The 25,953-nt window shown below is 62.7% G+C and carries 20 protein-coding genes; 12 read left to right on the top strand and 8 right to left on the bottom strand.

Annotated elements, in window-relative coordinates:
* Positions 1-32: 32 nt before the first annotated feature.
* From pnp to C5F53_RS15980, 3 genes are all read right to left on the bottom strand, one after another.
* The gene (pnp, locus tag C5F53_RS15990) at positions 33-2,150 is read right to left on the bottom strand and encodes a polyribonucleotide nucleotidyltransferase (RefSeq protein ID WP_105262396.1); all 2,118 of its coding nucleotides are present in this window, start codon (positions 2,148-2,150) and stop codon (positions 33-35) included.
* 220 nt (positions 2,151-2,370) lie between these two features.
* The gene (gene rpsO / locus C5F53_RS15985; RefSeq protein ID WP_094478006.1) at positions 2,371-2,637 is read right to left on the bottom strand and encodes a 30S ribosomal protein S15; all 267 of its coding nucleotides are present in this window, start codon (positions 2,635-2,637) and stop codon (positions 2,371-2,373) included.
* 130 nt (positions 2,638-2,767) lie between these two features.
* The gene (locus C5F53_RS15980) at positions 2,768-4,081 is read right to left on the bottom strand and encodes a branched-chain amino acid ABC transporter substrate-binding protein (RefSeq protein WP_105262395.1); all 1,314 of its coding nucleotides are present in this window, start codon (positions 4,079-4,081) and stop codon (positions 2,768-2,770) included.
* A gap of 93 nt (positions 4,082-4,174) precedes the next feature.
* Between C5F53_RS15980 and C5F53_RS15975 the strand changes: the two genes are divergently transcribed.
* Positions 4,175-4,558 carry an Hsp20/alpha crystallin family protein gene (locus C5F53_RS15975; protein WP_105262394.1) on the top strand — a complete coding sequence of 128 codons (384 nt, stop codon included), beginning with the start codon at positions 4,175-4,177 and terminating at the stop codon, positions 4,556-4,558.
* Positions 4,559-4,627: 69 nt separating this feature from the next.
* On the opposite strand, the gene tsaD is transcribed toward C5F53_RS15975, so the two are convergent.
* The gene (gene tsaD, locus C5F53_RS15970; protein ID WP_105262393.1) at positions 4,628-5,683 is read right to left on the bottom strand and encodes a tRNA (adenosine(37)-N6)-threonylcarbamoyltransferase complex transferase subunit TsaD; all 1,056 of its coding nucleotides are present in this window, start codon (positions 5,681-5,683) and stop codon (positions 4,628-4,630) included.
* A gap of 128 nt (positions 5,684-5,811) precedes the next feature.
* On the opposite strand from tsaD, the gene C5F53_RS15965 reads away from it, so the two are divergent.
* The 6 genes from C5F53_RS15965 to C5F53_RS15940 all read left to right on the top strand — a co-directional run bounded on the left by C5F53_RS15965 (position 5,812) and on the right by C5F53_RS15940 (position 11,833).
* A complete protein-coding gene (locus C5F53_RS15965; RefSeq protein ID WP_105262392.1) occupies positions 5,812-6,459 on the top strand; it encodes an ANTAR domain-containing response regulator in 648 nt (215 codons plus the stop codon).
* Positions 6,460-6,525: 66 nt separating this feature from the next.
* Positions 6,526-6,975 (top strand): hypothetical protein, encoded by a 450-nt coding sequence (locus C5F53_RS15960; RefSeq protein ID WP_146097380.1) that lies wholly within the window; start codon positions 6,526-6,528, stop codon positions 6,973-6,975.
* Positions 6,976-7,357: 382 nt separating this feature from the next.
* A complete protein-coding gene (locus C5F53_RS15955) occupies positions 7,358-8,602 on the top strand; it encodes a CmpA/NrtA family ABC transporter substrate-binding protein (RefSeq protein WP_105262390.1) in 1,245 nt (414 codons plus the stop codon).
* A gap of 26 nt (positions 8,603-8,628) precedes the next feature.
* Entirely contained in the window at positions 8,629-9,558 is a 930-nt protein-coding gene (gene ntrB / locus C5F53_RS15950; protein WP_105262389.1) for a nitrate ABC transporter permease, read from the top strand.
* 52 nt (positions 9,559-9,610) lie between these two features.
* Positions 9,611-10,432 (top strand): ABC transporter ATP-binding protein, encoded by an 822-nt coding sequence (locus C5F53_RS15945; protein WP_105262388.1) that lies wholly within the window; start codon positions 9,611-9,613, stop codon positions 10,430-10,432.
* 186 nt (positions 10,433-10,618) lie between these two features.
* Positions 10,619-11,833 carry a nitrate/nitrite transporter gene (locus C5F53_RS15940; RefSeq protein ID WP_105262387.1) on the top strand — a complete coding sequence of 405 codons (1,215 nt, stop codon included), beginning with the start codon at positions 10,619-10,621 and terminating at the stop codon, positions 11,831-11,833.
* A gap of 31 nt (positions 11,834-11,864) precedes the next feature.
* On the opposite strand, the gene C5F53_RS15935 is transcribed toward C5F53_RS15940, so the two are convergent.
* The gene (locus C5F53_RS15935) at positions 11,865-12,647 is read right to left on the bottom strand and encodes a DUF3750 domain-containing protein (RefSeq protein ID WP_201740873.1); all 783 of its coding nucleotides are present in this window, start codon (positions 12,645-12,647) and stop codon (positions 11,865-11,867) included.
* 18 nt (positions 12,648-12,665) lie between these two features.
* Complete coding sequence (locus C5F53_RS15930) at positions 12,666-13,163, bottom strand: hypothetical protein (RefSeq protein ID WP_105262386.1); 498 nt, start codon at positions 13,161-13,163, stop codon at positions 12,666-12,668.
* 536 nt (positions 13,164-13,699) lie between these two features.
* Here C5F53_RS15930 and katG point away from each other — a divergent pair.
* Positions 13,700-15,904 (top strand): catalase/peroxidase HPI, encoded by a 2,205-nt coding sequence (katG, locus tag C5F53_RS15925; protein WP_105262385.1) that lies wholly within the window; start codon positions 13,700-13,702, stop codon positions 15,902-15,904.
* A 16-nt stretch (positions 15,905-15,920) separates the two neighbouring features.
* Here the strand turns inward: katG and C5F53_RS15920 are convergent, their stop codons facing one another.
* Together C5F53_RS15920 and C5F53_RS15915 are read right to left on the bottom strand one after the other, a co-directional pair.
* Complete coding sequence (locus C5F53_RS15920) at positions 15,921-17,681, bottom strand: bifunctional protein-serine/threonine kinase/phosphatase (RefSeq protein WP_105262384.1); 1,761 nt, start codon at positions 17,679-17,681, stop codon at positions 15,921-15,923.
* A gap of 59 nt (positions 17,682-17,740) precedes the next feature.
* Positions 17,741-19,042, bottom strand: coding sequence for a type IV pili methyl-accepting chemotaxis transducer N-terminal domain-containing protein (locus C5F53_RS15915; RefSeq protein WP_105262383.1), 1,302 nt, complete (start codon positions 19,040-19,042; stop codon positions 17,741-17,743).
* Positions 19,043-19,373: 331 nt separating this feature from the next.
* On the opposite strand from C5F53_RS15915, the gene nirB reads away from it, so the two are divergent.
* The 4 genes from nirB to C5F53_RS15895 all read left to right on the top strand — a co-directional run bounded on the left by nirB (position 19,374) and on the right by C5F53_RS15895 (position 25,919).
* Positions 19,374-21,812 carry a nitrite reductase large subunit NirB gene (gene nirB, locus C5F53_RS15910; protein ID WP_105262382.1) on the top strand — a complete coding sequence of 813 codons (2,439 nt, stop codon included), beginning with the start codon at positions 19,374-19,376 and terminating at the stop codon, positions 21,810-21,812.
* Positions 21,813-21,822: 10 nt separating this feature from the next.
* Positions 21,823-22,614, top strand: a complete 792-nt coding sequence (locus tag C5F53_RS15905; RefSeq protein ID WP_105262381.1) for a type IV pili methyl-accepting chemotaxis transducer N-terminal domain-containing protein — start codon at positions 21,823-21,825, stop codon at positions 22,612-22,614.
* A gap of 78 nt (positions 22,615-22,692) precedes the next feature.
* Entirely contained in the window at positions 22,693-23,076 is a 384-nt protein-coding gene (nirD, locus tag C5F53_RS15900; protein ID WP_105262380.1) for a nitrite reductase small subunit NirD, read from the top strand.
* 29 nt (positions 23,077-23,105) lie between these two features.
* A complete protein-coding gene (locus C5F53_RS15895; RefSeq protein WP_105262379.1) occupies positions 23,106-25,919 on the top strand; it encodes a nitrate reductase in 2,814 nt (937 codons plus the stop codon).
* Positions 25,920-25,953 lie beyond the last annotated feature (34 nt).

Here is a 25,953-nt window from a genome sequence, read left to right as displayed (position 1 = left end):
GCGAGTAGCTACCAATTCAATAGCAAGGTGGATTAACCTTGCTCGCCGTTGTGGGCGGGACGGTCCAGCAGTGCCTTCATGGACAGCTTGATGCGGCCCTTCTCATCCGTTTCCATGACCTTGACCTTGACGATCTGGCCTTCGGACAGGTAGTCGGTGACCTTCTCGACACGCTCGTGGGCGATCTGGCTGATGTGCAGCAGACCGTCTTTGCCGGGCAGCAAGTTGACCAGTGCACCGAAGTCCAGGATCTTGGTGATCGGGCCTTCGTAGACCTTGCCAATTTCCACTTCAGCGGTGATCTGCTCGATACGGCGCTTGGCTTCTTCGGCCTTGGCTGGATCGGCGGATGCGATGGTGATGGTGCCGTCTTCGTCGATGTTGATCTGCGTGCCGGTTTCTTCAGTCAGCGCACGGATCACGGAGCCGCCCTTGCCGATCACGTCACGGATCTTCTCGGGGTTGATCTTCATGGTGAACAGGCGCGGTGCGAAGTTGGACACTTCGGTCTTGGCTTCGGCCATGGCGCTTTGCATTTCACCCAGGATGTGCATGCGGGCTTCCTTGGCCTGGGCCAACGCAACTTGCATGATTTCCTTGGTGATGCCCTGGATCTTGATGTCCATCTGCAGCGCGGTAATACCGTTGGTGGTACCAGCGACCTTGAAGTCCATATCGCCCAGGTGGTCTTCGTCACCCAGAATGTCGGTCAACACGGCAAAGCGGTTGTCGTCCTTGATCAGGCCCATGGCGATACCGGCCACGTGCGCCTTCAAAGGCACACCAGCGTCCATCAAGGACAGGCAGCCGCCGCACACCGAAGCCATCGACGAAGATCCATTGGATTCAGTGATTTCCGACACCACACGCATGGTGTAAGGGAACTCTTCTTTGGTAGGCAACACGGCAACCAGTGCGCGCTTGGCCAGACGGCCGTGGCCGATTTCGCGGCGCTTGGGCGTGCCCACGCGACCGGTTTCGCCGGTGGCGAACGGAGGCATGTTGTAGTGCAGCATGAAGCGGTCTTCGTAATCGCCGCTCAGAGCGTCGATACGCTGGGCATCGCGCTCGGTGCCCAGGGTGGCAATCACCAGGGCCTGGGTTTCGCCGCGTGTGAACAGGGCGGAACCGTGGGTGCGGGGCAGCACGCCGTTGCGGATTTCAATCGCGCGCACGGTGCGGGTATCGCGGCCGTCGATACGGGGTTCGCCGGCCAGAATCTGGCTACGCACGATCTTGGCTTCGATGTCGAACAGCAGACCTTCCACCGCCACGCTGTCAAATGCAGCGCCGTCGGCCTTCAGGGCAGCCATGACTTCGGAGTAAGCAGCGCGGCAGGCTTGGGTACGGGCTTGCTTGTTGCGGATTTGGTAGGCAGCAACCAGCTTGTCCTTGGCCAGGCCGTCGATCTTGGCGATCAGGGCTTCGTCCTTGGCAGGGGCTTTCCAGTCCCACACGGGCTTGCCAGCGTCACGCACCAGTTCGTGGATCGCGTTGATGGCGATCGCACCTTGTTCGTGACCGAACACCACGGCGCCGAGCATGATTTCTTCGGACAGTTGTTGCGCTTCGGACTCGACCATCAGCACAGCGGCTTCGGTACCGGCAACGACCAGATCCATGATGGAGTCTTTGCGAGCAGTCTGGCCGGGGTTCAACACATATTCGCCATTGACGTAACCCACGCGGGCTGCGCCGATGGGGCCGTTGAACGGAACGCCAGAGACGGACAGTGCGGCGGACACGGCGATCATGGCGGCGATGTCGGCATCGACTTCAGGGTTCAACGACACGGTGTGGATCACCACGTGCACTTCGTTGAAGAAACCTTCGGGGAACAGAGGGCGGATCGGGCGGTCGATCAGGCGGGAAGTCAGCGTTTCAAACTCGCTGGGGCGGCCTTCGCGCTTGAAGAAGGAACCGGGGATCTTGCCTGCGGCGTAGGACTTTTCCAGGTAGTCGACCGTCAGGGGGAAGAAGTCTTGACCGGGCTTGCCTTCAGTCTTGGCGACCACAGTGGCCAGCACCACGGTACCGTCCATGTCCAGCAGTACAGCGCCGGTGGACTGGCGAGCGATTTCGCCGGTTTCCATAGTGACCGTGTGTTGGCCCCATTGGAAGGTCTTGGTAACTTTGTTGAAAATACTCATGTCTTATCTCCTGTGAGTTAGGGGTCATGTTTGGGAGGTTTGGGCCACCTCACCCGAGCCCGGAGTCAACATCACAGTCCACGATGCCATTCCAGAAAAACTCCAGTTCTGACTGGAATTGCTTTGGAATGACACAGCTTCGTTCTGTTTTTGCCGTCTCCGAAGTAAAAAACGCCTGAGCTAGTGACCTAACTCAGGCGCTTCACATTCGTGGGACCGATTACTTACGCAGACCCAGCTTGGCGATCAGAGCAACGTAGCGGTCAGCGTCTTTGCTCTTCAGGTAGTCCAGCAGCTTGCGGCGACGGCTCACCATGCGCAGCAGACCGCGGCGACCGTGGTGGTCTTTGGCGTGGGTCTTGAAGTGGGGGGTCAGTTCGTTGATACGGGCGGTCAACAAAGCCACTTGGACTTCGGGGCTGCCGGTATCGCCAGCTTGACGTGCGTTGTCTTTGACAACAGCGGCTTTGATGCTAGATGCAATCATGTGTTTTCCTAAGATTTTGGGACTGCACCACAAGTGCCGCCCCGGTTTGTACAACTTGCGCCAGGTGCTGGAACTGCGCCTGGCGTGCGCCCTGCCGAATGCAAAGCCGCTCGATTATAACCCGGTCGCGTCAGGGACGCACCATCTTGCAGCTGGTGGCCTGCTCGGCCGCCGCCGCGGGCACGGTTTTCACCACGCGAAATCCGTAGCCCGAGCCTTCCACGTCAAATTTGACGCCCGGCGTACCCTGGCGCTCCATCGTGCCCACCACCAGCGTTTGCTGGAATTGGTGATCGGCAGCGCGCATGGTGCCCGTTTGACCACTGAAAGTGACGCTAGTCCGCTCCAGTTGTGCGGCGACAGCTACCATATCGATAGCGCCATTGGCGCCCACCCCGCCCTGCTTGCCGGCGGCCTCCAGGCTTTGGGCCAGCGCCTCGACCAACAACTGCATGCGCATGTGCACATAGTCGTCTTCCGGCTTGGGGTAACGCACGCGGAAAGACTTGTAAAACGCCTCGCTGGCAGCGGTCTGCACATTGGGCAGCCAGTCGGCCACGGCCACCACCTTGCCAATGCCGGCATCACCAATCGCGGCGGGGGCGCCCAGGGCGTTGCCGTAAAAGGTGTAGAACTTGCCGTCAAAACCTACGTCTTTGGCGGCTTTGATCAACAGGCTCAGGTCGTTGCCAAAGTTGCCCGTAATCACGGCGCCCGCACCGCTGGCTTTGATCTTGGTCGCGTAGGGCAAGAAGTCTTTCACACGGCCCAGGGGGTGCAGTTCGTCGCCCACCACCTGCACATCGGGGCGCAACACACCCAGTTGGCGTTTGGCCTCGCGGCCCACGGCCTGGCCGAAGCTGTAGTCCTGGCCAATGATGTAGACGCTTTTGAGGGCCTTGTCGTCCTTGAGCACATCCATGAGCGCCGCCATGCGCATGTCGGAGTGGGCGTCGAAGCGGAAATGCCAGAAGCTGCACTTTTCGTTCGTCAGCTCGGGCAACACGGCTGCGTAGTTGAGGAATAACACGCGGCGCGCCGGGTCACGTTCGTTGTGTTTGTTGATGGCGTCGATCAGCGAAGCCGCCACGCCCGACGAGTTGCCCTGCAGGATGACGCGTGCGCCGCCATCGATGGCCGAGCGCAAGGCAGACAAGGCCTCTTCAGTCTGACCCTTGCTGTCAAAACGCTCCAGCTGCAGCAGCTGGTTGCCGCCGGCGCTGGCGGGCAGTTTCACACCACCGCGGGCATTCACACGCTCCACCGCCCAGACGAAGTTGCGGAACCCGGCTTCACCACCGCTGGCGTTGGCGCCGCTAAAGCCTTCGATGATGGCGATCTTGAGGGCCGAGGGGGTTTGGGCGAAGGCACTGGCGAGCGACAAAGTGGACGCAAATAGCGCTGCTGCGCCCAATTTCAAGGCCTTGCGGGAAAGAATAAACATGGGAAATTTCTCTTGAAATGAGAGGGAAAGCGCTCAGCTTGGGAACATGCGGCGATCGCTGTGAGAGCCGCGCAGTGTACTAGGAGTCACACCATGTTTTTTGCCTCTGCACCTTCCGCTTTCCAGTCCGCCGTGCGCCGCCCAGCTTATGCCCACGCAGGCCGTTCCGTCGAGCGTTTTCTCGATGACGCCATGTTCGGCGCACGCCAAAACGCCTACACCCAGGATGAAACCGCTTTCACACTGACCCTGGACATGCCCGGCATTGCCAAGGAGCAGCTCAGCATTGCCATCGACGGTGCGGTCGTTCGCATCCAGAGCAAGGAAGACGCCCCCCGCCGCTACCGCGCTGCTTACGAACTGCCCCAGGACGTGGACAGCGCATTGAGTGAAGCCAAGCTGGAAAACGGCGTACTAACCCTGAAGCTGGCCAAAAAAGTACCGGTGAACAACGCCACCGAACTGACCATCCAGTAAACCCCGACCGCCAGCAGCTATGAATTGAATAGCTGCTGGCGCTTATTCCACGGGGGCTACAGCTTGTTTTTAAAGTGAATGCAGGGGCCAACGCGGTTTGACATCAAACGCGTAGGTCTTGCTGGCCTGTTGCAAACCACTTTGCAGGCGCATCGCCGCAGCCATGGCAATCATGGCGCCGTTGTCGGTGCACAGGTGCAGCTCGGGGTAGTGCACGCGTACGCCGCGTTTGGCGCACTCGGCATTCAACAGTTCGCGCAGCTTGCGGTTGGCGCCCACGCCACCGGCCACCACCAGGCGCTTCAGGCCGGTTTGTTTGATGGCCGCCATCGATTTTTTCAACAGCACTTCCACAATCGCCGCCTGCGTAGAGGCCGCCAAATCGGCCTGCTGCTGGCGCGGCAGTGCGTCGAACACCGTGACCGCACCCGCAGCCACCATACGCTGGCTTTGCACCAGCACAGCGGTCTTCAGGCCTGCAAATGAAAAGTCCAGGTTGCCACTGTGCAGCAGCGGGCGTGGCAACTGGTAAGCCGTGGGGCTGCCCTCCTCTGCCAGCTTGGACAGCAACGGCCCACCGGGGTAGGCCAGGCCCATGAGTTTGGCGGACTTGTCGAAGGCTTCGCCCGCGGCATCGTCAATGGTTTCGCCCAGCAGCTCGTAACGGCCCACGCCGTCCACGCGCATGAGCTGGGTGTGGCCGCCAGACACCAGCAAGGCCACAAACGGAAATTCGGGGGGATCTGCGCTCAGGAAAGGCGAGAGCAAATGCCCTTCCAGATGGTGAACGCCCAGCACGGGTTTGTCGAGCGCCGCGCCCAGGGCGCAGGCCACTCCGGCGCCCACCAGCAAGGCACCGGCCAAGCCAGGGCCACGTGTGTAGGCCACCACGTCCACGTCCTGCAGGCTGTGGCCGCTGTCATTGAGCACTTGTTGGGTCAGCGGCAACACGCGGCGAATATGGTCACGGCTGGCCAGCTCGGGCACCACGCCGCCATAGGCCTGGTGCATCTCGATCTGGCTGTGCAGCGCGTGGGCCAGCAGCGTGGGCACGGCCATGCCTTGCGACTGCACCATGGCCACGCCTGTTTCGTCACACGAGGACTCGATTCCCAACACCAGCATTGCTTGTTTCCTTCAGAGCCACCGAGTTTAGAGGATGGGCTTTCACAGCCCCAAAACCGCAGCCTTGCGCACTAGACTGGTGCGCCGCAACGCAGACTGGCGCGACTTTTGCATGCCATGATGCCCATATGACCGAGCCGCTTCGCATCGTCGTGATCAACTCAGACTTGCAGGTCGACGACCCGCAGGACACCCACGCGCTGGACCAGGCCGAACGCTCGCGCAGCCTGCGCATCGGGCTGCTGGAAAACGGTTTCAATCTGGTGGCCTCGCTGCCCGCCGATGTCTACCTGACCGAGCGCCTGGCCCAGTTGCAGCCGGACATGATCATTGTGGACGCCGAAAGCGACGCGCGTGACGCGCTGGAACATGTCGTGATGGCCACGCGCGACGAACGCCGCCCCATCGTGATGTTCACCAACGACAACGACAGTGGCAACGCGCGTGCCGCGGTGGCGGCTGGTGTGTCAGCCTACATCGTGGCAGGCCTGCAGGCCGAGCGCATCCGCCCGATTCTGGATGTGGCCATGGCCCGCTTCCAGCATGAGCAGGCCTTGCGCCAGGAGCTGGCCAACACCCGCAGCGAACTGCACGAACTCTCAGCCGCCCTGCAAGACCGCAAGGTAATTGACCGCGCCAAGGCCCTGCTGATGCAGCGCCAGCAGCTCAGCGAAGAAGCCGCCTACGCCAAGTTGCGCAAAACGGCCATGGACAAAAACCTCAAAATTGTGGAAGTGGCCCAGCGCATGCTGGATGTGGCCGACCTGTTGTCCTGACACGGGCACACAACTGGTTACGCCTGGTTAACACATCGGGAACATTCGCGGACTATGCTGGAAGCCATGTCACACGAAATCCCCATTGAACAACTGGCCGCCGAGGTGTACGACGCCGCGCCCGCTGCAGTGCAGGAACGCATGGTGTCGCAACTGGTGGGAAAAATCTACGAAACCGCACCCGTCCCGGTGCGCAGCACACTCATCCTGCACCTGATGAAACCGTTGGGCGTGTTGTCCCTGGTGGCGGTGGCCGACGGCATCTTTGCCAAGATCCGCTTTCGCAGCGGCTGGCCCGAAGTGCAGGTGTTGCCCGACGATGTGAAAAATGTGGAACCCCAGGACGTGGTGGCGCTGACGCACTATGCGCAGCAGGTCAGTGTGCATGTGCTGGACGGATTGGCCCGGGTCGTCATGGCCTCGCCAGTGATGGCCACCTCCGCAGCCGCCGCGCTGCTGGTCCATATTCTGGTGCAGCGCAGCCGCGCAGACCGCCGCACCGAACACCGCGGCTAAGCGCGCCAGGTACCCGCCCGCCCCCGCCCCAAACTACGGCGTAGGCGCCTGCCCATGGGGCATTTTCCTGATTTGGTGCAGTGCACAAAACCGGTGCACCACGCCCATTTTGAAATGAAATAGGCCTCTAGAGCCCGTATTCATTGCGCAAGCAGCTCCTTAATTCATAGCAACCCAACACCCAAACAAGCTGGCACAGACATTGCGTTAATCCCTGCGAGACCGGCAACGGTCATGCACCGGGCTCCACCTAACGGCGGGTGGGTTCCATGCAACAGGACAAAGGCGTCCCCACGGGTTCACTTGCGCACCGCGCAGCGAACCCAGTGCGGACGCCTTTTTTGTTTTTCGTTTTGTGTTTTTCACTTTTGGAGCTTGTGCCATGACAGACCTTTTGAAAGCCAAACTCAGCCGCCGTGCTGTTCTGCAAACTGCCGCCGTAGGTGCTATTGGCATCGACCCTGCATTGCGCGCCGCGGTGTACGCCGCGGGTTCGGACGCTCCCGAGAAAACCGAAGTCAAGATCGGCTTCATCCCGCTGACCGACTGCGCCAGCGTGGTCATGGCCTCGGTGCTGGGCATCGACAAGAAATATGGCGTCACCATCATCCCCAGCAAAGAAGCCAGCTGGGCCGGTGTGCGCGACAAGCTGGTCAACGGCGAGCTGGACTTTGCCCACGTGTTGTACGGCCTGGTCTACGGCGTGCACCTGGGTATTGGCGGCCCCAAGAAAGACATGGCCGTGCTGGCCACGCTCAACAACAACGGCCAGGCCATCACCCTGTCCAAGAAGCTGGCTGAAAAAGGCGCGGTAGACGGTGCCGGCCTGGCCAAACTCATGGCCAGCGAAAAGCGCGAATACACCTTTGCACAAACCTTCCCCACCGGCACCCACGCCATGTGGCTGTACTACTGGATGGCTGCGCATGGCATCAACCCCATGAAAGACTCCAAGGTCATCACCGTGCCGCCACCCCAGATGGTGGCCAACATGCGTGTGGGCAACATGGACGGCTTCTGCGTGGGTGAACCCTGGAACCACCGCGCCATCATCGACGGCATTGGTGTGACCGCAGTCACCACCCAGGACGTCTGGAAAGACCACCCCGAAAAGGTGCTGGGCACCACGGGCGACTTCGTCAAAAAGTACCCCAACACCGCACGCGCCGTGACCGCCGCGATTCTGGAAGCCGGCCGCTGGATCGATGCAGGCCTGTCCAACAAAAACAAGATGGCCGAAACCATTGCCGACAAGAGCTACGTGAACACCAGTGTGGACGCGATCAACCAGCGCATCTTGGGCCGCTACCAAAACGGCATGGGCAAGACCTGGGACGACCCCAACTACATGAAGTTTTACAACGACGGTGCGGTGAACTTCCCCTACCTGTCGGACGGCATGTGGTTCCTGACCCAGCACAAGCGTTGGGGCTTGCTGAAAGACCACCCCGACTACCTGGGCGTGGCCAAACAGATCAACCAGATCGACATCTACAAACAGGCCGCCACTGCCAGCAAGACACCCGTGCCCAAGAGCGATATGCGCAGCAGCAAGCTCATGGACGGTGTGGTCTGGGATGGCAAAGATCCCAAGAAGTACGCCGACGGATTCAAGGTCAAGGCCTAAGCCCAATCAACTGCAAGGAGACCACCATGGTCAGTGCTGTCTTTCACTCTCCCCTGGCCGCCTCGGCCGAGGGGCCTGCTATCAAAACAGAAGCTGCTCCCGCAGATACGACAAGGGCTGCAGCCCAAAAATCTGTGCAAACCGCGGCCTCCAAACCGAGCACACCGGGTTTTGACTGGCGCGGCCTGCTGCTACAGGTGGTACCGCCCCTGTGTGGCATCGCCCTGCTGGTCGGCATCTGGGCCCTGGTGAGTGTGGGGACCGGAGCCAGCATCCCCGGCCCGCTGGAGACCTGGAAACAAGCCGTCGTCTTGTTCAGCGATCCGTTCTACAGCAAAGGCCCCAACGACCAGGGCGTGGGCTGGAACGTGCTGTTCTCGCTGGAACGTGTGGCGCTGGGCTTTGGCCTGGCCGCTGCGGTGGGTATTCCTGCGGGTTTCATGATCGGCCGCTTTGAATTCTTGAGCCGTATGTTCAACCCGCTGATCAGCCTGCTGCGCCCGGTGTCGCCGCTGGCTTGGTTGCCGATTGGCCTGCTGGTGTTCAAGGGTGCCAACCCCGCCGCCATCTGGACCATCTTCATCTGCTCCATCTGGCCCATGATCATCAACACCGCGGTGGGTGTGCAGCGCGTACCGCAGGACTACATGAACGTGGCGCGTGTGTTGAACCTGAGCGAGTGGAAGATCGTGACCAAGATCCTGTTCCCCTCGGTGCTGCCCTACATGCTGACCGGCGTGCGCCTGGCGGTGGGCACGGCCTGGCTGGTGATTGTGGCGGCCGAGATGCTGACCGGTGGCGTGGGCATTGGCTTCTGGGTCTGGGACGAGTGGAACAACCTGAACGTCAAGAACATCATCATCGCGATCTTTGTGATCGGCATCGTGGGCCTGCTGCTGGAGTACGCCCTGATCAAACTGGCTACCGCATTTACGTTTGAAGAGGTGAAAAGCTAGCAACTTTGCGGGACAGATCTTTAGCTCTGTCCTCAACTGATTAGGAAAAACCATGCAAAAGTACATCGAAATCCAGGGCGTCGAACAAACCTTCAAAACCAAGAAGGGCCTGTTCCCCGCACTGCGCGACATCAACCTCACCGTCGCCAAAGGCGAGTTTGTGGCCCTGATCGGCCACAGCGGCTGCGGCAAGTCCACGCTGCTGAACCTGATTGCCGGCCTCACCACCCCCACCGCTGGCAACCTGCTGTGCGCCAACCGCGAAATCGCCGGCCCCGGCCCGGAACGCGCGGTGGTGTTCCAGAACCATTCGCTCTTGCCGTGGCTCACCTGTTTTGAGAACGTCTACCTGGGCGTGGAGCGCGTGTTTGGTGCAGGCTCCAAGAGCACCGGCGCAGCGTCGGAAAACAAGGCCCAGCTCAAGGCGCGCACCGATGCCGCGCTGGCCCTGGTGGGCCTGACCGCTGCGGCGCAAAAACGCCCGGGCGAAATCAGCGGTGGCATGAAGCAGCGCGTGGGCATTGCCCGCGCCCTGGCCATGGAGCCCAAGGTGCTGCTGATGGACGAGCCCTTTGGTGCGCTGGACGCCCTGACCCGCGCCAAACTGCAGGATGAGCTGCTGGAGATCGTGGCGCGCACCCAAAGCACCGTGGTGATGGTGACACACGATGTGGACGAGGCCGTGCTGCTGTCCGACAAGATCGTGATGATGACCAACGGCCCGGCCGCCACCATTGGCGAGGTGCTGAGTGTGGACCTGCCGCGCCCACGCAACCGCGTGGCCCTGGCCGACAGCCCGCAGTACCTGCAGTACCGCAAGGCCGTGATCGACTTTTTGTATACACGCCAGGCCCACGTCGAAAAGGCAGCCTGACCCCCTCCTGGCCCGCGGCAAATGCCCCAGGCCAGCACGGCACCTCCCATTGCGGCGCACACAAGTTGTGCGCCGCACCATTTCAGGCCTGCAAATCGCTCCAAAACACCGCAAAACTGCGCCCCAAGTTGGCCCGTTTTTTGCACTGTTTGTGGGAATACCACTCCCTTTTGAAGGATTTGCACCATGGCGGGCTTCCGCACCTTTCTCAAATCAGGGCATGCACCAACCTTGGCCGCAGCCTTTGTCTATTTCTCCTACTGCTGCGGTGTCTGGGTCACCAACGGCGCCATGGCGCCCTTCATCAAGGAGTCCTTGAACCTCAGCCCCTCGCAAATCGGGCTGATGTTGTCCATCCCCATTTTTGCGGGCGCCCTCATGCGTTTCCCGCTGGGCATCCTGGCCCAGTACATTGGCCGCAAAAACGCCACCCTGGTCGAGATGGGCGGCATTGCCATCGCCCTGTTGTTTGGCTACTTTTTTGTCGATACCTTCAACGACCTGCTGGCCATGGGCGTGTTGCTGGGGATTGCCGGCGCCAGTTTTGGTGTCGCGCTCTCGCTGGGCTCGGGCTCCTTCCCGGCGCGTTACAAGGGCCTGGCCATGGGCCTGGTCGGTGCGGGCAACGTAGGCACCTCGGTGTCGGCCCTGCTTGCCCCCATGCTGGCCCAGGCCTATGGCTGGAAGACGGTGTACGGCATCGCTGCCGTGGGCCTGCTGATTCCCGTAATCGTGATGCTGGTGTTTGCCAAAGAACCCGATGACGTGGACAAACACGCAAGTTTTCGCGAACACATTGCCTGCCTGTTCGAAAAAGACGGCTGGGCCTTCTCCATCATTTACGCCATCACTTTCGGCGGCTTCATCGGCCTCACCACCTTTTTGCCTAGCTACTACTACGACCAGTTTGGCGTGAGCAAGGTGCAGGCTGGTCAACTCACCATGCTGGCGGCCTTCATGGGGGCTGCGCTGCGTGTGTTTGGCGGCTGGATCTCTGACCACTGGGGCGGCATCAACACCCTCACCGCGGTGTTGGTCATCATCACCCTGTCCTTGTTGGCCTGTGGCCTGGCGGGTGGCTCGCTGGTGCTTACCACCCTGCTGCTCATGCTGTGTTTTGCGGCCCTGGGTGCGGGCAACGGCGCGTTGTTCCAACTGGTGCCGCTGCGCTGGCCGCTGTCCACCGCCGTGGCCGGCTCCATGATTGGTGAAATCGGCGCCCTGGGCGGTGGCCTGGTGCCCAACGCCATGGGCCTGTCCAAGCAGCACACCGGCACCTATTTCTGGGGCTTTGCCTTGTTTGCCGTGTTGTCCCTGGCAGTGCTGTTCATGATGCGCAGCATGCAACTGCGCTGGACCCGCACCTGGGCAGAAAAGGGAGGCCGTGCGCGCACGGCGTGAGGACGTTTCGCTGTAGCGGATACCGCAGGAATTAACCGCCCGCCGCCGCGCGGGCGGTGTCGTCGGGTGCAGGCGTATCCCGCATACCCATACGCCCCACAAACGGCAAACGCAGTGCCGGCGCGTTGAGGTCAATGCCGAAATTCAGGCCCAGCACATTCATCTCCAGGCCTTCCTGCAGCCCCACACTCACGCCCAGCAAACCAAGCAAAGAGATTTGCAGGCCGGAGCCCGAGGGCGATACACCCACCGGGTTGGTCAGCGGCCGGTAGTCCTTGCCAATGGCGTTGGCGGGCAGGTCAAGCTGCAACGCCTTCACCTCGCGCCCGATGTGGGCCAGAAAGGTATTGCTGTTGGGGCCCGGGTAGCTGCGGTACTGGTCGGAAAAGGGGTAACTGGCCACGGCGGCTTCAATGCCATCAATCATGGCCTCCACCTCCGCACCCCGGTGGTCCACCAGCAGCGCAGGGACCGAGCCGTACCAGAGCCCGTCGGGAATCGCATAGTTGCGCTGCACTACCTGCGGTGCACGCCACCCCACCACGTCGTAACGGGTGTAGGCCACCTCGCCCTTGCGTTTGTAAATGATCCACGGGTGCACTGCAAAGTTACCCCGCCAGCCGTAGGTGGGCGCCGCATACACCTGCACGATCGCCAGACCGGCTTGTTGCACCGGGTCTGGTGCCATGCCCGAGGAATGTCGGGGCGCCGTCGCCCAGTTGCGGGTGGGGTTCTGTTGTGCGTGCACCCCTTGGGCGACCCACACCAGCCCCCCCAAAAAGACCGTAAGGCCCAGACGCGACAGCAGTTTCACAGTGGCCTGTGTGTGGTGTTAGCCAAACGAGGCCACGGGCGTCGGCAACTCGTCGTCCAGGTACAGCTCATACTCGTCCCACTCGCCTTTGCCAAAGTGTTCGTCACATTGCAATGCAATGTCCTCGAACGAGGTGAACTCGGTGCAAAACATCACGGTGCTGAAACTCTGGCGGTATGCGCGCCCGGCTTCGTCGATCAGTTCGCCGCGCGGGTCGATGACGATCTGGCAGCAGTGCACCCACACGTACTGGCCATCCAGCGCGTCCTCCATCTCGATGGCACGCAGGGCATCTTCGGCCTCTTCGGGGTTGGGCCAGGGGCGGGCCAGGCGGTAGGTCTGCCCGTGGCAGGGGTGGTGAGGGTCGAGCTCCAGATCAATCGTCTGCCAATCCGGGGAAATCTGGTCGGCAACCGCGATCAGCTCCTGTTGGCTGATGTCACCTTCCCAGTGCACATCGGTGATGTGCACGGAAGTACCAAACTCGCCGAACCAGAGGCTCGCTTTGTGTTTCATCGTGTCAGGGTGCATACGGGGGCTCCAAAGTGCGTTGGAGCACTTTAGCGCATGCCGGGCACTCACCCCCACACAACAGCGAAAACCCCAAACCGCTCAGTGGTCCAGCTTGGAGGGGCTCTCTCGGCTCAGCAAGGCATCAAACCAGGCGGCGCTTTGGGCGCTGCACTTCATGTGCCGTTGCAAATCTCGCTGGAATGACGTCAGACGCGGCTGTTTCTGCTGCATCGGAGGTGTCAAGGATTTCACAGGCTGCCGAACTTTTCTCATTGGCTGTGTCCCTTCGAGTGGTGAGTCCATCCTAGCGGCTTGTTTTGACAAAACCATGCTCCGTGAGCGAAGTTTTTGAAGCGAGACATGGAACTGTGGGGTTCTCTCCACACGCGCCGCACGGATACCACAGCAGCGCGCTGTGCAGGCGCCAACAGTGCGTCTGCCGCACTATGAATCGCATTAGAAAAACCTATTTGAGCGATTCATGCGCAAACCCTACACTGACTTGGCCAAACGATTTTCAACCGCCCAAGGAGATAAACATGTCGACAGAAGCCAAGTGCCCGTTCCCCCACGCAGCGCGTAACACCACCACCGTGGCCGCGCAGTCCAATACCAACTGGTGGCCCCACCAGCTCAAGCTCACCATCCTGCACCAGCACTCCGCTCAGTCCACCCCCATGGGCGACGCTTTCAACTATGCCGAAGAGTTCAAGAGCCTGGACCTGCATGCCGTGGTCAAGGACCTGCATGCCCTGATGACGGATTCGCAAGACTGGTGGCCGGCCGACTGGGGCCACTACGGCGGCCTGATGATCCGCATGGCCTGGCACTCGGCCGGCACCTACCGCACGGCCGATGGCCGCGGCGGCGCAGGCAGTGGTAGTCAGCGCTTTGCCCCGCTGAACAGCTGGCCCGACAACGGTAACCTGGACAAGGCACGCCGCCTGCTCTGGCCCATCAAACAAAAGTACGGCCGCAAGATTTCCTGGGCCGACCTGATGATCCTGGCCGGCAATGTGGCACTCGAATCCATGGGCTTCAAGACCTTTGGTTTCGCCGGCGGCCGCCCCGACATCTGGGAACCTGAAGAAGACATCTACTGGGGCGCCGAAAAAACCTGGCTGGCCACCAGCGACAAGCCCAACAGCCGTTACTCCGGTGACCGCAATCTGGAGAACCCGCTGGCTGCCGTGCAGATGGGGCTGATCTACGTGAACCCAGAAGGCCCGGACGGCAAACCCGACCCGGTGGCCAGTGGCCGCGACGTGCGCGAGACCTTTGCACGCATGGCCATGAACGACGAAGAAACTGTGGCCTTGGTGGCCGGCGGCCATACCTTTGGCAAGGCGCACGGCGCCGGTGACCCCACGTTGGTAGGCCCCGAGCCCGAAGCTGCAGGCATCGAAGAACAAGGCCTGGGCTGGATCAACAAGCTGGGCAGCGGCAAGGGTGTGCACACCACCACCAGCGGTATTGAAGGTGCCTGGAAACCCAACCCCACCACCTGGGACAACGGCTATTTCGACATGCTGCTGGGCTACGAGTGGGAGCTGACCAAGAGCCCCGCCGGCGCGCACCAGTGGGTGGCCAAAAACGTGAAGCCCGAGCACATGATTCCCGATGCGCACGATCCGTCCAAGAAACACGCGCCCATGATGACCACGGCCGACCTGTCGCTGCGCTTTGACCCGGCCTATGAAAAAATTTCGCGCCGCTTCCACCAAAACCCCGCCGAGTTTGCCGAAGCCTTTGCGCGCGCCTGGTTCAAGCTCACCCACCGTGACATGGGACCGGTGGCCCGCTACCTTGGCCCGCTGGTGCCCCAGGAAACCCTGATCTGGCAAGACCCGATTCCAGCTGTGAACCACCCACTGGTGAATGCACAGGACGTGGACGCCTTGAAAGCCAAAGTGCTGGCATCCGGCCTGTCCATCTCCCAGTTGGCGAGCACGGCCTGGGCCTCGGCGTCCACCTTCCGGGGCAGTGACAAACGGGGCGGTGCCAACGGCGCACGCATCCGCCTGGCGCCACAAAAAGACTGGGAGGCCAACCAGCCCGCCGAACTGGCCAAGATACTGTCGGCACTGGAAGCCATCCAGAAGGAATTCAACGCCGCGCAATCGGGCGGCAAGCGCATCTCCTTGGCCGACCTGATCGTGCTGGCCGGTGGCGCCGCCGTCGAAGCCGCCGCCCAGCAGGCGGGCAACCCGGTGCAGGTGCCGTTCACCCCGGGCCGCATGGACGCGGCGCAGGAGCAGACCGATGTGGAGTCCTTCGCCGTGCTGGAGCCAGCCGCCGACGGTTTCCGCAACTACGTTCGCAAAGGACTGGAAGGTTCGGCTGCGGAGCTGCTGGTGGACAAGGCCCAGCTGCTGACCCTGAGCGCGCCCGAGATGACAGTGCTGGTGGGGGGCCTGCGTGCCCTGGGTGTGAGCCAGGGGCCGCAAGGTGTCTTCACCCAACGCGCCGGAGTGCTGAGCAATGACTTCTTTGTCAACCTGCTCGACATGGGCACACAGTGGCAAAAATCCACCACCGCCCCCGGTGTGCTGGAAGGGCGGGACCGCGCAACGGGCCAGGTCAAATGGACGGCCACGGTGGCCGACTTGGTCTTCGGCTCCAACTCCCAGCTGCGTGCGCTGGCCGAGGTTTATGCCAGCAGTGATGCACAGCAATCCTTTGTGCGCGACTTTGCCGCGGCTTGGACCAAGGTGATGAACCTGGACCGTTTCGACCTGGCGTAAACCAAGCGCTTCCTGCCTACTTGGGCAGGAAGAGCAGCCAGTACACCAGCAAGAGATTGACCAGCCCCAACACGAAAGTGGCCAGCTTCCAGACGAAGCTGGGGTCACGCTGCATCAGCGGCGTGCCCTGGGGAGCGTTGAGCGGGCGTGAAGCACCGCGCTCCAGTGCCAGCAAAAACTCTTCGGCGGTCTCAAAGCGCTGGCGCTGGTCGCGCGCCACGGCTTTTTGCAACACGTGGTCCAGCCAGATCGGCACCTCGGGGTTGTGGCGGCTGGGGGCGGTGGGGTCGCGGTAGTAGCGGCCCACCTGGTAGGGCAGCACCTCGCCATACGGCAGCTTGCCGGTGAGCAGCTGGTACAGCGTCACGCCCAGTGCAAACAGGTCGCTCTGCGCGTTGGGCAGTTGGGCCTCGCCCTCCTCCGCCTCGCCCTTGCCATTGGCCGCCTTGGTGCGAAAGCCCCACTGCTCTGGGTTCACGTAGCTGGGCGTGCCGGCGTGTAACGCACGCATGGCGGCGGGCTCGCGCCCGCTCAGGGCCACGCCCAGGTCCAGCACACGCAACACACCGTCGTCGCCCAGGTGCAGGTTGGCGGGTTTGATGTCGCGGTGCACCACACCCTGGCGGTGCAGGCGGCCCAGCGCGCGCAGGGCCTGCATGGCATACCCCAGTGCCACGGCCGGCGCCACACGCGTCTGTTTGTCCAGCAGCTGCTGCAGTGTTTCGCCACCATGCCAGTCGTACAACACATAAAACGCCGAGCGCTCGCGGCCCGTGGGCAGCGTGTCGTGCACCGCCACCAGGTTGTCGGCCGCGCGTGAGCTTTGCATGCGCTGCGCCAGCCAGGCCTCGTGGGCCAACATGGCGCGTTCTTCCTGGTCATGGGCGCGGGCCGTGTTCAGCGTTTTGAGGGCGTACAAGGTCTGGGTCGCGGGGTCACGAATCTGGTACAGCACATTGATGCCGTTGTCGGCAATGGGCGCCGTCACAGTGAAGCCGTCCAGCACATCGGCCACCTTCAGGCGCGGGGGAATCGGCAGGGCCTGGGCCATGCGGTTGGCATCAGCCAGCGTGGCCTCCTGCAAGCCGCGCACACGCACCACGATGGCAGACACGTTGTCGTTGCTGCCCTTGGTCAGGGCCTGGTCCACCAGTTTTTCGCTGGCCTCGCGCGCGTCCGGCATGGCGGCCACCTCGGGCAGGCGCCGGGCAGACACCTCACCGTGCACACCGTCCGTCATCAAGATAAACACATCGCCCACCTGCAGGTCGCCTTGCAGGTAGTCCACCACCAAGCGGTCTTCGGCGCCCACAGAACGCAGCAGTTGGTGCTTGAAATCGGGGTGGTTGACCACATGGTCTTGCGTGAGCTGGGTGGCCTTACCGTCGCGCACCAGGTAACAGCGGGTGTCGCCCACATGGGCCAGCGTGTAAGACTGGCCGCGCAGCACCAGCGCGGTGAGTGTGGTCAGACCCATGGCGGGCTGGCGGCGCCGGTTGATGCCACACAACCAGGCGTTTTGCGCGGCAATGATGCGGTCCAGCGCCACCGTGGTGTCCCAGGTTTCGGGCGTGCCAAAGTAATCGCGCACCAAACTGGTGACCGTGGTCTGCGCCGCCTCGCGCCCCATGCCACCGGCACTCACGCCATCGGCAATGGCCACGATAGAGCCGTGGTCCTCTTGCCCTGGGGTGGGCAACATGGCCGCACAAAAGTCTTCGTTCAGCGCCTTGCGCCCGGCTTGCGAAGCAAAACCAATATCAATATCAAATGCCATGCACCAAGATAAGCAATTTTGGTGCCCAGGAATGCCGCACCGCACCAAATTTGTGCGGGTTAACCCTTGTCTTCCGGCTCACCCAACAGCATCTGCATGCTGCGTTCGTAATGGGTGGAGAGCTGTTCAAACAGACCCAGCAAGGTCTCACTGCCAGTGGCCAGCTCTTGCAGGCGTGCGCTGCGCGGGCTGCCCGCCAGGCGCTGCGCGTCCTGGGCGGCAGCCACCATTTGCAGCCAGGCCACTCCGGCGGCACCCAGCGCACCATGGATGTCGGGGGTGCTCAGGGGAATGCCGTTGAGGTACGTGAGCGCGTCTTCAAACTCGCGCTGGGCGGCGCGCATGCTGGCCTGGGCCAGGTCCACCACGGCGCCCTCGCCCACCAGGGACAGCAGCACGTATTTGCTATAGCGCTGGGACAACATGCGCTGGCGCCCGGCCAAGTTCAGCACATGCAGGGGTGCTGCCGCGCCCGAGCTTTCCAGGTTGGTGGTCAGGCGCTCGGCCCCCAGCAGCAGCGCCTCGGCCTGCTGCTCCACCACATCGGTGCTGCCCTGGGCCAGGGCGGCCTTGAGTAGCTCCCAGGTTTGGGCCACCTGCTCCAACAGGTCGCCATAGGTGGGCTGGGACAGGTTTTTGCGCAACAGGGCAAAGTTGCTATCCACCCACTGCAAAGAGTCTTTCAGCAGCGCCGCATGGTGCACCGGCTGCACCCCCGCGGCTTGCAGCAGGTGCAGCTTGACCAGGCGCTGCGACAACATGCGCAACTGGCCCGAGCGGTTAACCGCCTCGGCAAAGTGGGCTGACTGGATGATGTGCTGCGACAGCTGGCCCATGCGCTGGTTGGAATTCATGGCGGCCGAGCGCAGCGTGCGGAAAGCATCATCGTCTGACAGGCTCTGGGCCCGCATCAGGATGCCCTTGGCCCGGTCTACGGCCTTACGCTCCTCAAACCGGGTGGCCATGTCCTCAAAGGCCTCGCGCTGCTGCCGCTCTTTCTGAAACCGGGCCTGCGCCAAGTGGATCAGGGGGCGCAGGCGGTTGGCGCCATAGCCGTGCACCACGTACACATGCACCCCGCTGTCGGTGGCCTGCTGGATATGGGCGGCATCCGTGTCATGGGTGAAAACGATCAGCGGGCGGGGTACGGTCTGCCCCACCATCTGCAGCGCCTGGAGCCAGGCCGCCGTGGGCAACGGCAGGTCGCAGATCACCACATCTGGTGCGTGCAGCACCAAGGCCTGCACCAACTTGCTGCAATCCTCCACCGTGGCCAGCACCGCAATGCCCGCCGCCGCCAGGTCGGCGGCCAGCGTGGGTGCGGTTTTTTGGCGGGAGGAGCACAGCAGGGCGGAGGTCATAAATAACAGGTGTAGCTGGGGAAAACGGGGCTGGTCGGCCCCTCAAGGTCACGCAATTCGCGCACCAGGGGGCCAGGGTGGCAGGCCTGCGTGGCCAGGCGCCGATCATATGGCACAGCTCTTGCATTAGCTGAGCTGGGCGCAACGACGCGTCCAAACGAGATGACAGCCGGCAAGGTTCTGCGCACAACGACGTCGCGCAGCACAGGGCTGTCCAAGGCCAGTGCTTGCTGGTGCGCCTTTGCTTAAGGCGCGGATCTCCTCTACCCCCTTATTTCTGGCATGTGGCCCCGCCACATCCGCGTTTGTCTCGTTCTTTGGAGTCGCCACTATGAAAAAATCGAAACTGGTAATGATTGGCAACGGCATGGCCGGCGTGCGCACCATTGAGGAATTGCTCAAGGTGGCCCCGGACCTGTACGACATCACCGTCTTTGGCGCCGAACCCCACCCCAACTACAACCGCATCCTGCTGAGCCCGGTGCTGGCCGGCGAGCAGACGCTGGACGAGATCGTGCTGAACTCGTTTGAGTGGTACACGGAGAACAACATCACGCTGCACGCCGGCAAAAAAGTGGTGGAAGTGGACCGCGTCAAACGCATCGTCAAGGCATCCGACGGTACTGAGGCCGAGTACGACCGCCTGCTGATCTGCACCGGCTCCAACCCCTTCATCCTGCCCATCCCCGGCAAAGACCTGCAAGGCGTGATCGCCTACCGCGACATTGCCGACACCAACGCGATGATCGACGCGGCCACCAAGTACAAACATGCCGTGGTCATTGGCGGCGGCCTGCTGGGCCTGGAAGCGGCCAACGGCCTGATGCTGCGTGGCATGACCGTGAGTGTGGTGCACGTGATGCCCACGCTGATGGAACGCCAGCTGGACACCGTGGCCGGTGGCCTGCTGCGCAAGTCGCTGGAAGAGCGTGGCCTGCAGTTCCTGATGGGTGCACAAACCCAGGAGTTGGTGGGTGGTGAAGACGGCCGCGTGAAGGCCATCAAGTTCAAGGACGGCACCGAAGTACCGGCCGACTTGGTGGTGATGGCCGTGGGCATTCGCCCCAACACCGAACTGGCCGCCAGCATGCGTCTGCATGTGGACCGCGGCATTGTGGTGACCGACACCATGCAAACCGTGACCGACGCCCGTATCTACAGCGTGGGTGAATGCGCCGCCCACCGCGGCATTGCCTACGGTCTGGTCGCCCCGCTGTTTGAGCAGGCCAAAGTGGCCGCCAACCACCTGGCCATGTACGGCATTGGCCGCTACACCGGCTCGCTCACCTCCACCAAGCTCAAAGTCACGGGCATCGACCTGTTCAGCGCCGGCGAATTCCAGGGCGGCGAAGGCACCGAAGAAATTGTGATGAGCGACCCCTTTGGCGGCGTCTACAAAAAACTGGTCATCAAAAACGACAAACTGGTGGGCGCCTGCATGTACGGCGACACCGTGGACGGCAGCTGGTACTTCAAGCTGCTGCGCGACGGCCGCAGCATTGCCGACATCCGCGACAAACTGATGTTTGGCGAAAGCGGCTCCAACATTGGTGACGTGGGCCACCAGGGCCAGAACAAGGCCGCCGCCATGGCCGACAGCGACGAAGTCTGCGGTTGCAACGGCGTGAACAAGGGCACCATCTGCAAGGCCATCAAGGAAAAAGGCCTGTTCACCCTGGACGAGGTGAAGAAGCACACCAAGGCCAGCGCATCGTGTGGCTCCTGCACCGGTCTGGTGGAACAGATCATCATGTTCACCGCCGGTGGTGACTACTCCGCCACCCCCAAGAAGAAGGCCATGTGCAGCTGCACCGAGCACAGCCACCAGGAAGTGCGCGATGCCATCTTCGCCAACAAGTACCTCACCATTGCCGCGGTACAACAGGGCATGGGCTGGAAGACCCCCAACGGCTGCTCCAGCTGCCGCCCTGCGCTGAACTATTACCTGATCAGCAGCTGGCCCAAACAAGCCAAAGACGACCCACAAAGCCGCTTCATCAACGAACGCAGCCACGCCAACATCCAGAAGGACGGCACCTACTCGGTCATCCCACGCATGTGGGGCGGCGAAACCACGGCCAACGAGCTGCGCAAGATTGCCGACGCGGTGGACAAGTACAAGATCCCCACCGTCAAGGTCACCGGCGGCCAGCGTATCGACTTGCTGGGCGTGAAGAAGGAAGACCTGGTGAGCGTGTGGAAGGACATCGGCATGCCCAGCGGCCACGCCTACGCCAAGGCCCTGCGCACGGTGAAGACCTGCGTGGGCTCCGAGTGGTGCCGCATGGGCACGCAGGACAGCACCCAGATGGGCAAGGACCTGGAGCGCGCCCACTGGCGCATGTATGCACCGCACAAGGTCAAGTACGCCGTGTCGGGCTGCCCGCGCAATTGCGCTGAGGCCGGCATCAAGGACGTGGGCATCATTGGCGTGGACAGCGGCTGGGAGATGTACATCGCCGGCAACGGTGGTATCAAGACCGAGGTGGCGCACTTCTTCGTCAAGCTCAAAACAACCGAAGAAGTGCTGGAGTACACCGGCGCTTTCATGCAGCTCTACCGCAAGGAAGGCTGGTACCTGGAACGCACGGTGCACTATGTAAGCCGCGTGGGCCTGGACTATGTGAAGAAGCGCATTCTGGAAGATGCCGAAGGCCGCAAGGCCCTGAACGAGGAGCTGCTGTTCGCGCTGGACGGTGAGCCCGATCCCTGGTTTGACTTCCAGGACGCGCAGGTCGACACCCGCCAGTTCGAAGCCGTCAAAGCCTGAGGCACACGCCATGCAACGCAGAACCCTGATGTCTGTGGCCGCTGCCGGCGCAGTGGGCCTGGCCCTGCCCGCCCGCGCCCAGGTGGCGGACCTGAGCGACGCCATCAACAAGGCCGGGCGCCAGCGCATGCTGAGCCAGCGCATGGGCAAAGCCTGGCTGGCCCTGCTGCAAAACGTGGAAAAAACCAGCGCCCAAATGGTGCTGGACAAATCCATGGCGCTGTTTGACCGCCAGCTGGTCGAGCTCAAGGGTTTTGCCCCCACGCCCGACGTGCAGGCCACCTACACCAAGCTGGACGCCGCCTGGTCCGACTACAAAACCGCGCTGGTGGGCAAAGCCCCCGCGCGTGACGGCGCAGCAGCCCTTCTGCAGCTGGACGCCAAGGTGCTGGCCCTGGCCCACCAAGGCACGGTGCAATACGAAGCCGCCTTGGCCAAACCCGTGGGCAAACTGGTCAACGTGGCTGGGCGCCAGCGCATGCTGACCCAGCGCATGGCCAAGTTTTACCTGGCCGCCACGCTGCCGGTGGACGCCGCGGTGGCCAGCGCCGAGATTGGCAAGGCACGCAGCGAATTCACTGCCGCCATGGAGCTGCTGCGCAATGCACCCGAAGCCACGCTGCGTATCAAGGACGAGTTGCTGCTGGCCGATGCGCAGTGGGTGTTTTTTGACATGGCGCTCCGGCAACTGCAGGAAGGCACCCAGCGCCCCAAACCCATGGCCGACGTATTTGTGAGCAGCGAAAACCTGCTCACCGTGATGGACCGGGTGACCGGCCTGTATTCGGCCGTCAAAACGTAAATACAAGCAAAACAGGCCTCTAGCGCTTATGGAATATGCGCAAGCAGCTACTAAAACAATAGCATTAGGAAGAACAAAATGACCGAATGGACCCTCATCTGCAAGCTGGAAGACATCCCCGTGCTGGGCTCGCGCCGTGTGGAACGCACCCAGGGTCTGGATGTGGCGGTGTTCCGCAACACGCAGGACGAAGTGTTTGCGTTGCTGGACCGCTGCCCCCACAAGGGCGGCCCGCTCTCTCAGGGTATTGTGTTTGGCACCAGCGTGGCTTGCCCGCTGCACAACTGGACGATTGGCCTGTGCGACGGCCAGGCCAGCGCGCCCGACGAAGGCTGCACCCCCAAGTTTGAAGTCAAAGTCGATGGCGGCCAGGTGTTTCTCAAGTCGGCCGAACTGCAAGGTCACGCCACCGACCTGGTGCGCCCCATTGCTGGCCCCGCCCGCCGCAACGCCAGCGTCTGAAGAAGAACAACCGTCCGGGGAGTCTTTGCATGCAGAAGGAAACACGCTCTACCTGCCCCTACTGCGGTGTGGGCTGTGGCGTCATCATCGAGTCCCAGGGTGCGCAGATCACCGGCGTGCGCGGCGACCCGGACCACCCGGCCAACTTTGGGCGCCTGTGCTCCAAGGGCTCCACGCTGCACCACACGGCCAGCGCCCCCGTCACGCTGCAAACCCGCCTGCTCCAGCCCTTGCAGCGCCTGCAGCGCGGCGCGGCTCCCCAGCCCCTGTCCTGGGACAGCGCGCTGTCGCTGGCCACCGACCAGTTCGCCCGCATCATCCGCGACCATGGCCCCGACGCTGTGGGCTTTTATGTCAGCGGCCAGCTGCTGACGGAGGACTACTACGTCTTCAACAAACTGGCCAAGGGCCTGATTGGCACCAACAACATCGACACCAACTCGCGCCTGTGCATGAGCAGCGCCGTGGCCGGCTACAAGAAGACACTGGGCGCCGACGCCCCGCCCTCCTGTTACGACGATGTGAACCACGCGCAGACGATTTTTATCGTCGGCTCCAACACCGCGTTCGCCCACCCCATCCTGTTTCGCCGCATCGAAGACGCCAAGCGCAAAAACCCCGGCATGAAGATCGTGGTGGCCGACGTGCGCCGCACCGACACGGTGGAACTGGCCGACCTGTTTTTGCAAATCCAGCCCGGCACCGACGTGATGCTGTTCCACGGCATGTTGCACCTGATGCTGTGGGAAGGCTGGATCAACCCGGCTTTTATTGCCGCGCACACCACAGGTTTTGACGACCTCAAAGCCACGGTGCGCGACTACACACCCGACGCGGTGGCGCAGACCTGCGGCATCAGCAAAGCCGACCTGCTGGAAGCCGCACGCCTGTTTGCCCAGAGCCCGGCCACGCTGAGCCTGTACTGCCAGGGCCTGAACCAGTCCAGCAGCGGCACCGCCAAAAACACGGCGCTCATCAACCTGCACCTGGCCACCGGCCAGATTGGCAAAGCCGGCGCCGGCCCGTTCTCGCTCACCGGCCAGCCCAATGCCATGGGCGGACGCGAAGTGGGCGGCCTGGCCAACCTGCTGAGCGCCCACCGCGACCTGGCCAACCCCGCCCACCGCGCCGAAGTGGCCGCGTTGTGGGGCGTGCCCAGCGTGCCCGAGACGCCTGGCAAAACCGCCGTGGAGATGTTCCAGGCCGCCGCCGATGGCGAGATCAAGGCGCTGTGGATTGCCTGCACCAACCCCGCGCAAAGCATGCCCGACCAGGCCACCGTGCGCCGCGCATTGGAGCGCGCCGAGTTTGTGGTGGTGCAGGAAGCCTTTGCCACCACCGCCACCACGCGTTACGCTGACCTGCTGCTACCCGCCACCACCTGGGGCGAAAAAGAAGGCACGGTCACCAACAGCGAACGCCGCATCTCTCGTGTGCGCGCCGCCGTAGTGCCGCCTGGAGCACCCGACACCGCACCACGGCACGACTGGGCCATTGCCACCGACTTTGCCCAGCGCTTGGAGCACGCCCTGGGCCGCACGCCCGCACAGCCCACACTGTTCCCCTACCCCACGGCCGAGTCGGTGTGGAACGAACACCGCGAATCCACCCGCGGCCGCGACCTGGACATCACCGGCATGGACTACGCCCAGCTGGAAGCCACGCCCCTGCAATGGCCCATGCCCGCAGGCGCCAGCACCGGCAAGGTGCGCCTGTACGAAGACGGCGTGTTTCCTACCCCGGATGGCCGCGCCCGTTTTGCCAACGTGGCCTACAAAGCGGTGGCCGAGCCGCGCGAGGCACGCTACCCGTTTTCGTTGACCACCGGCCGCCTGCGAGACCAGTGGCACGGCATGAGCCGCACCGGCACCTTGGGCCGCCTGTTTGGCCATGTGCGCGAGCCCGTGTTGCAAATGCACCCGCAGGACATGGCGCGCCGCCTGATCGCCGAGAACGACCTGGTGCACGTGACCAGCAAGCGTGGCTCCATCCTGGTCCCGGTGCAGGCCAGCCCCGAGGTGGGCCTGAGCCAGGTCTTCATGGCCATGCACTGGGGTGAAGAGTTTTTGAGCGGCGTGAGCGCCACCGGCACCCGCCTGGCGGGTGTCAACGCGCTCACCACCTCGGCCTATTGCCCGGACTCCAAACAGCCCGAGTTCAAACACGCTGCCGTCAAGGTGCTCAAGGCCGATATGCCCTGGACCCTGCTGGCCATTGCCTGGCTGCCCGACGACACCGTGCTGGCGGTGCGCGGCCAGTTGCAGGCGCTGATGGAGCGTTTTGCCTACGCCAGTTGTGTGCCCTTTGGCAACGCCACCGCCAACGACCATGGCCGCAGTGGTGTGTTGTTCCGCGCGGCCGACATGGAGGCCGCACCCGATGCGCTGCTGCAGGAGATCGAAGCACTGCTGCAACTGGGCGGCGCCGATGTGGTGCGTTACGCCGACAAAAAACGCGGCCAGCGCCGTGCCGTGCGCCTGCAACGCGGCACGGCCAACGCCACGCTGGAAGGTTTTTTGCTGGCCGGTGACACCCGCGCGCAGAGCTGGATGACCACGCTGCTGCAGGACGAGCAGCCCGCGCAAAGTTACGGCCGCGCGCTGCTGGCACCCGGTGCCACACCCCCCGTGCCCGTGCAGTCGCGTGGCAAAACGGTGTGCACCTGCTTCAACGTGACCGACACCGCCATCGACGCCACGCTGGCCGAATGCACCGGTTTTGCCGCCGACCGGCTGGCCACGCTGCAAAGCACGCTCAAGTGCGGCACCAATTGCGGCTCGTGTGTGCCCCAGTTGCAGCGCATGGTGCGTGCCAGCATGGCGCCGGCTGCGGCAGGTGCATAAGCACATAGCCGAAAGTTATCTGGCATCAAAGACA

This window comes from Rhodoferax sp. TS-BS-61-7 (assembly GCF_002943465.1).
GTDB lineage: Bacteria > Pseudomonadota > Gammaproteobacteria > Burkholderiales > Burkholderiaceae_C > Allorhodoferax.
This window is presented reverse-complemented; position numbering and strand designations above follow the sequence as displayed.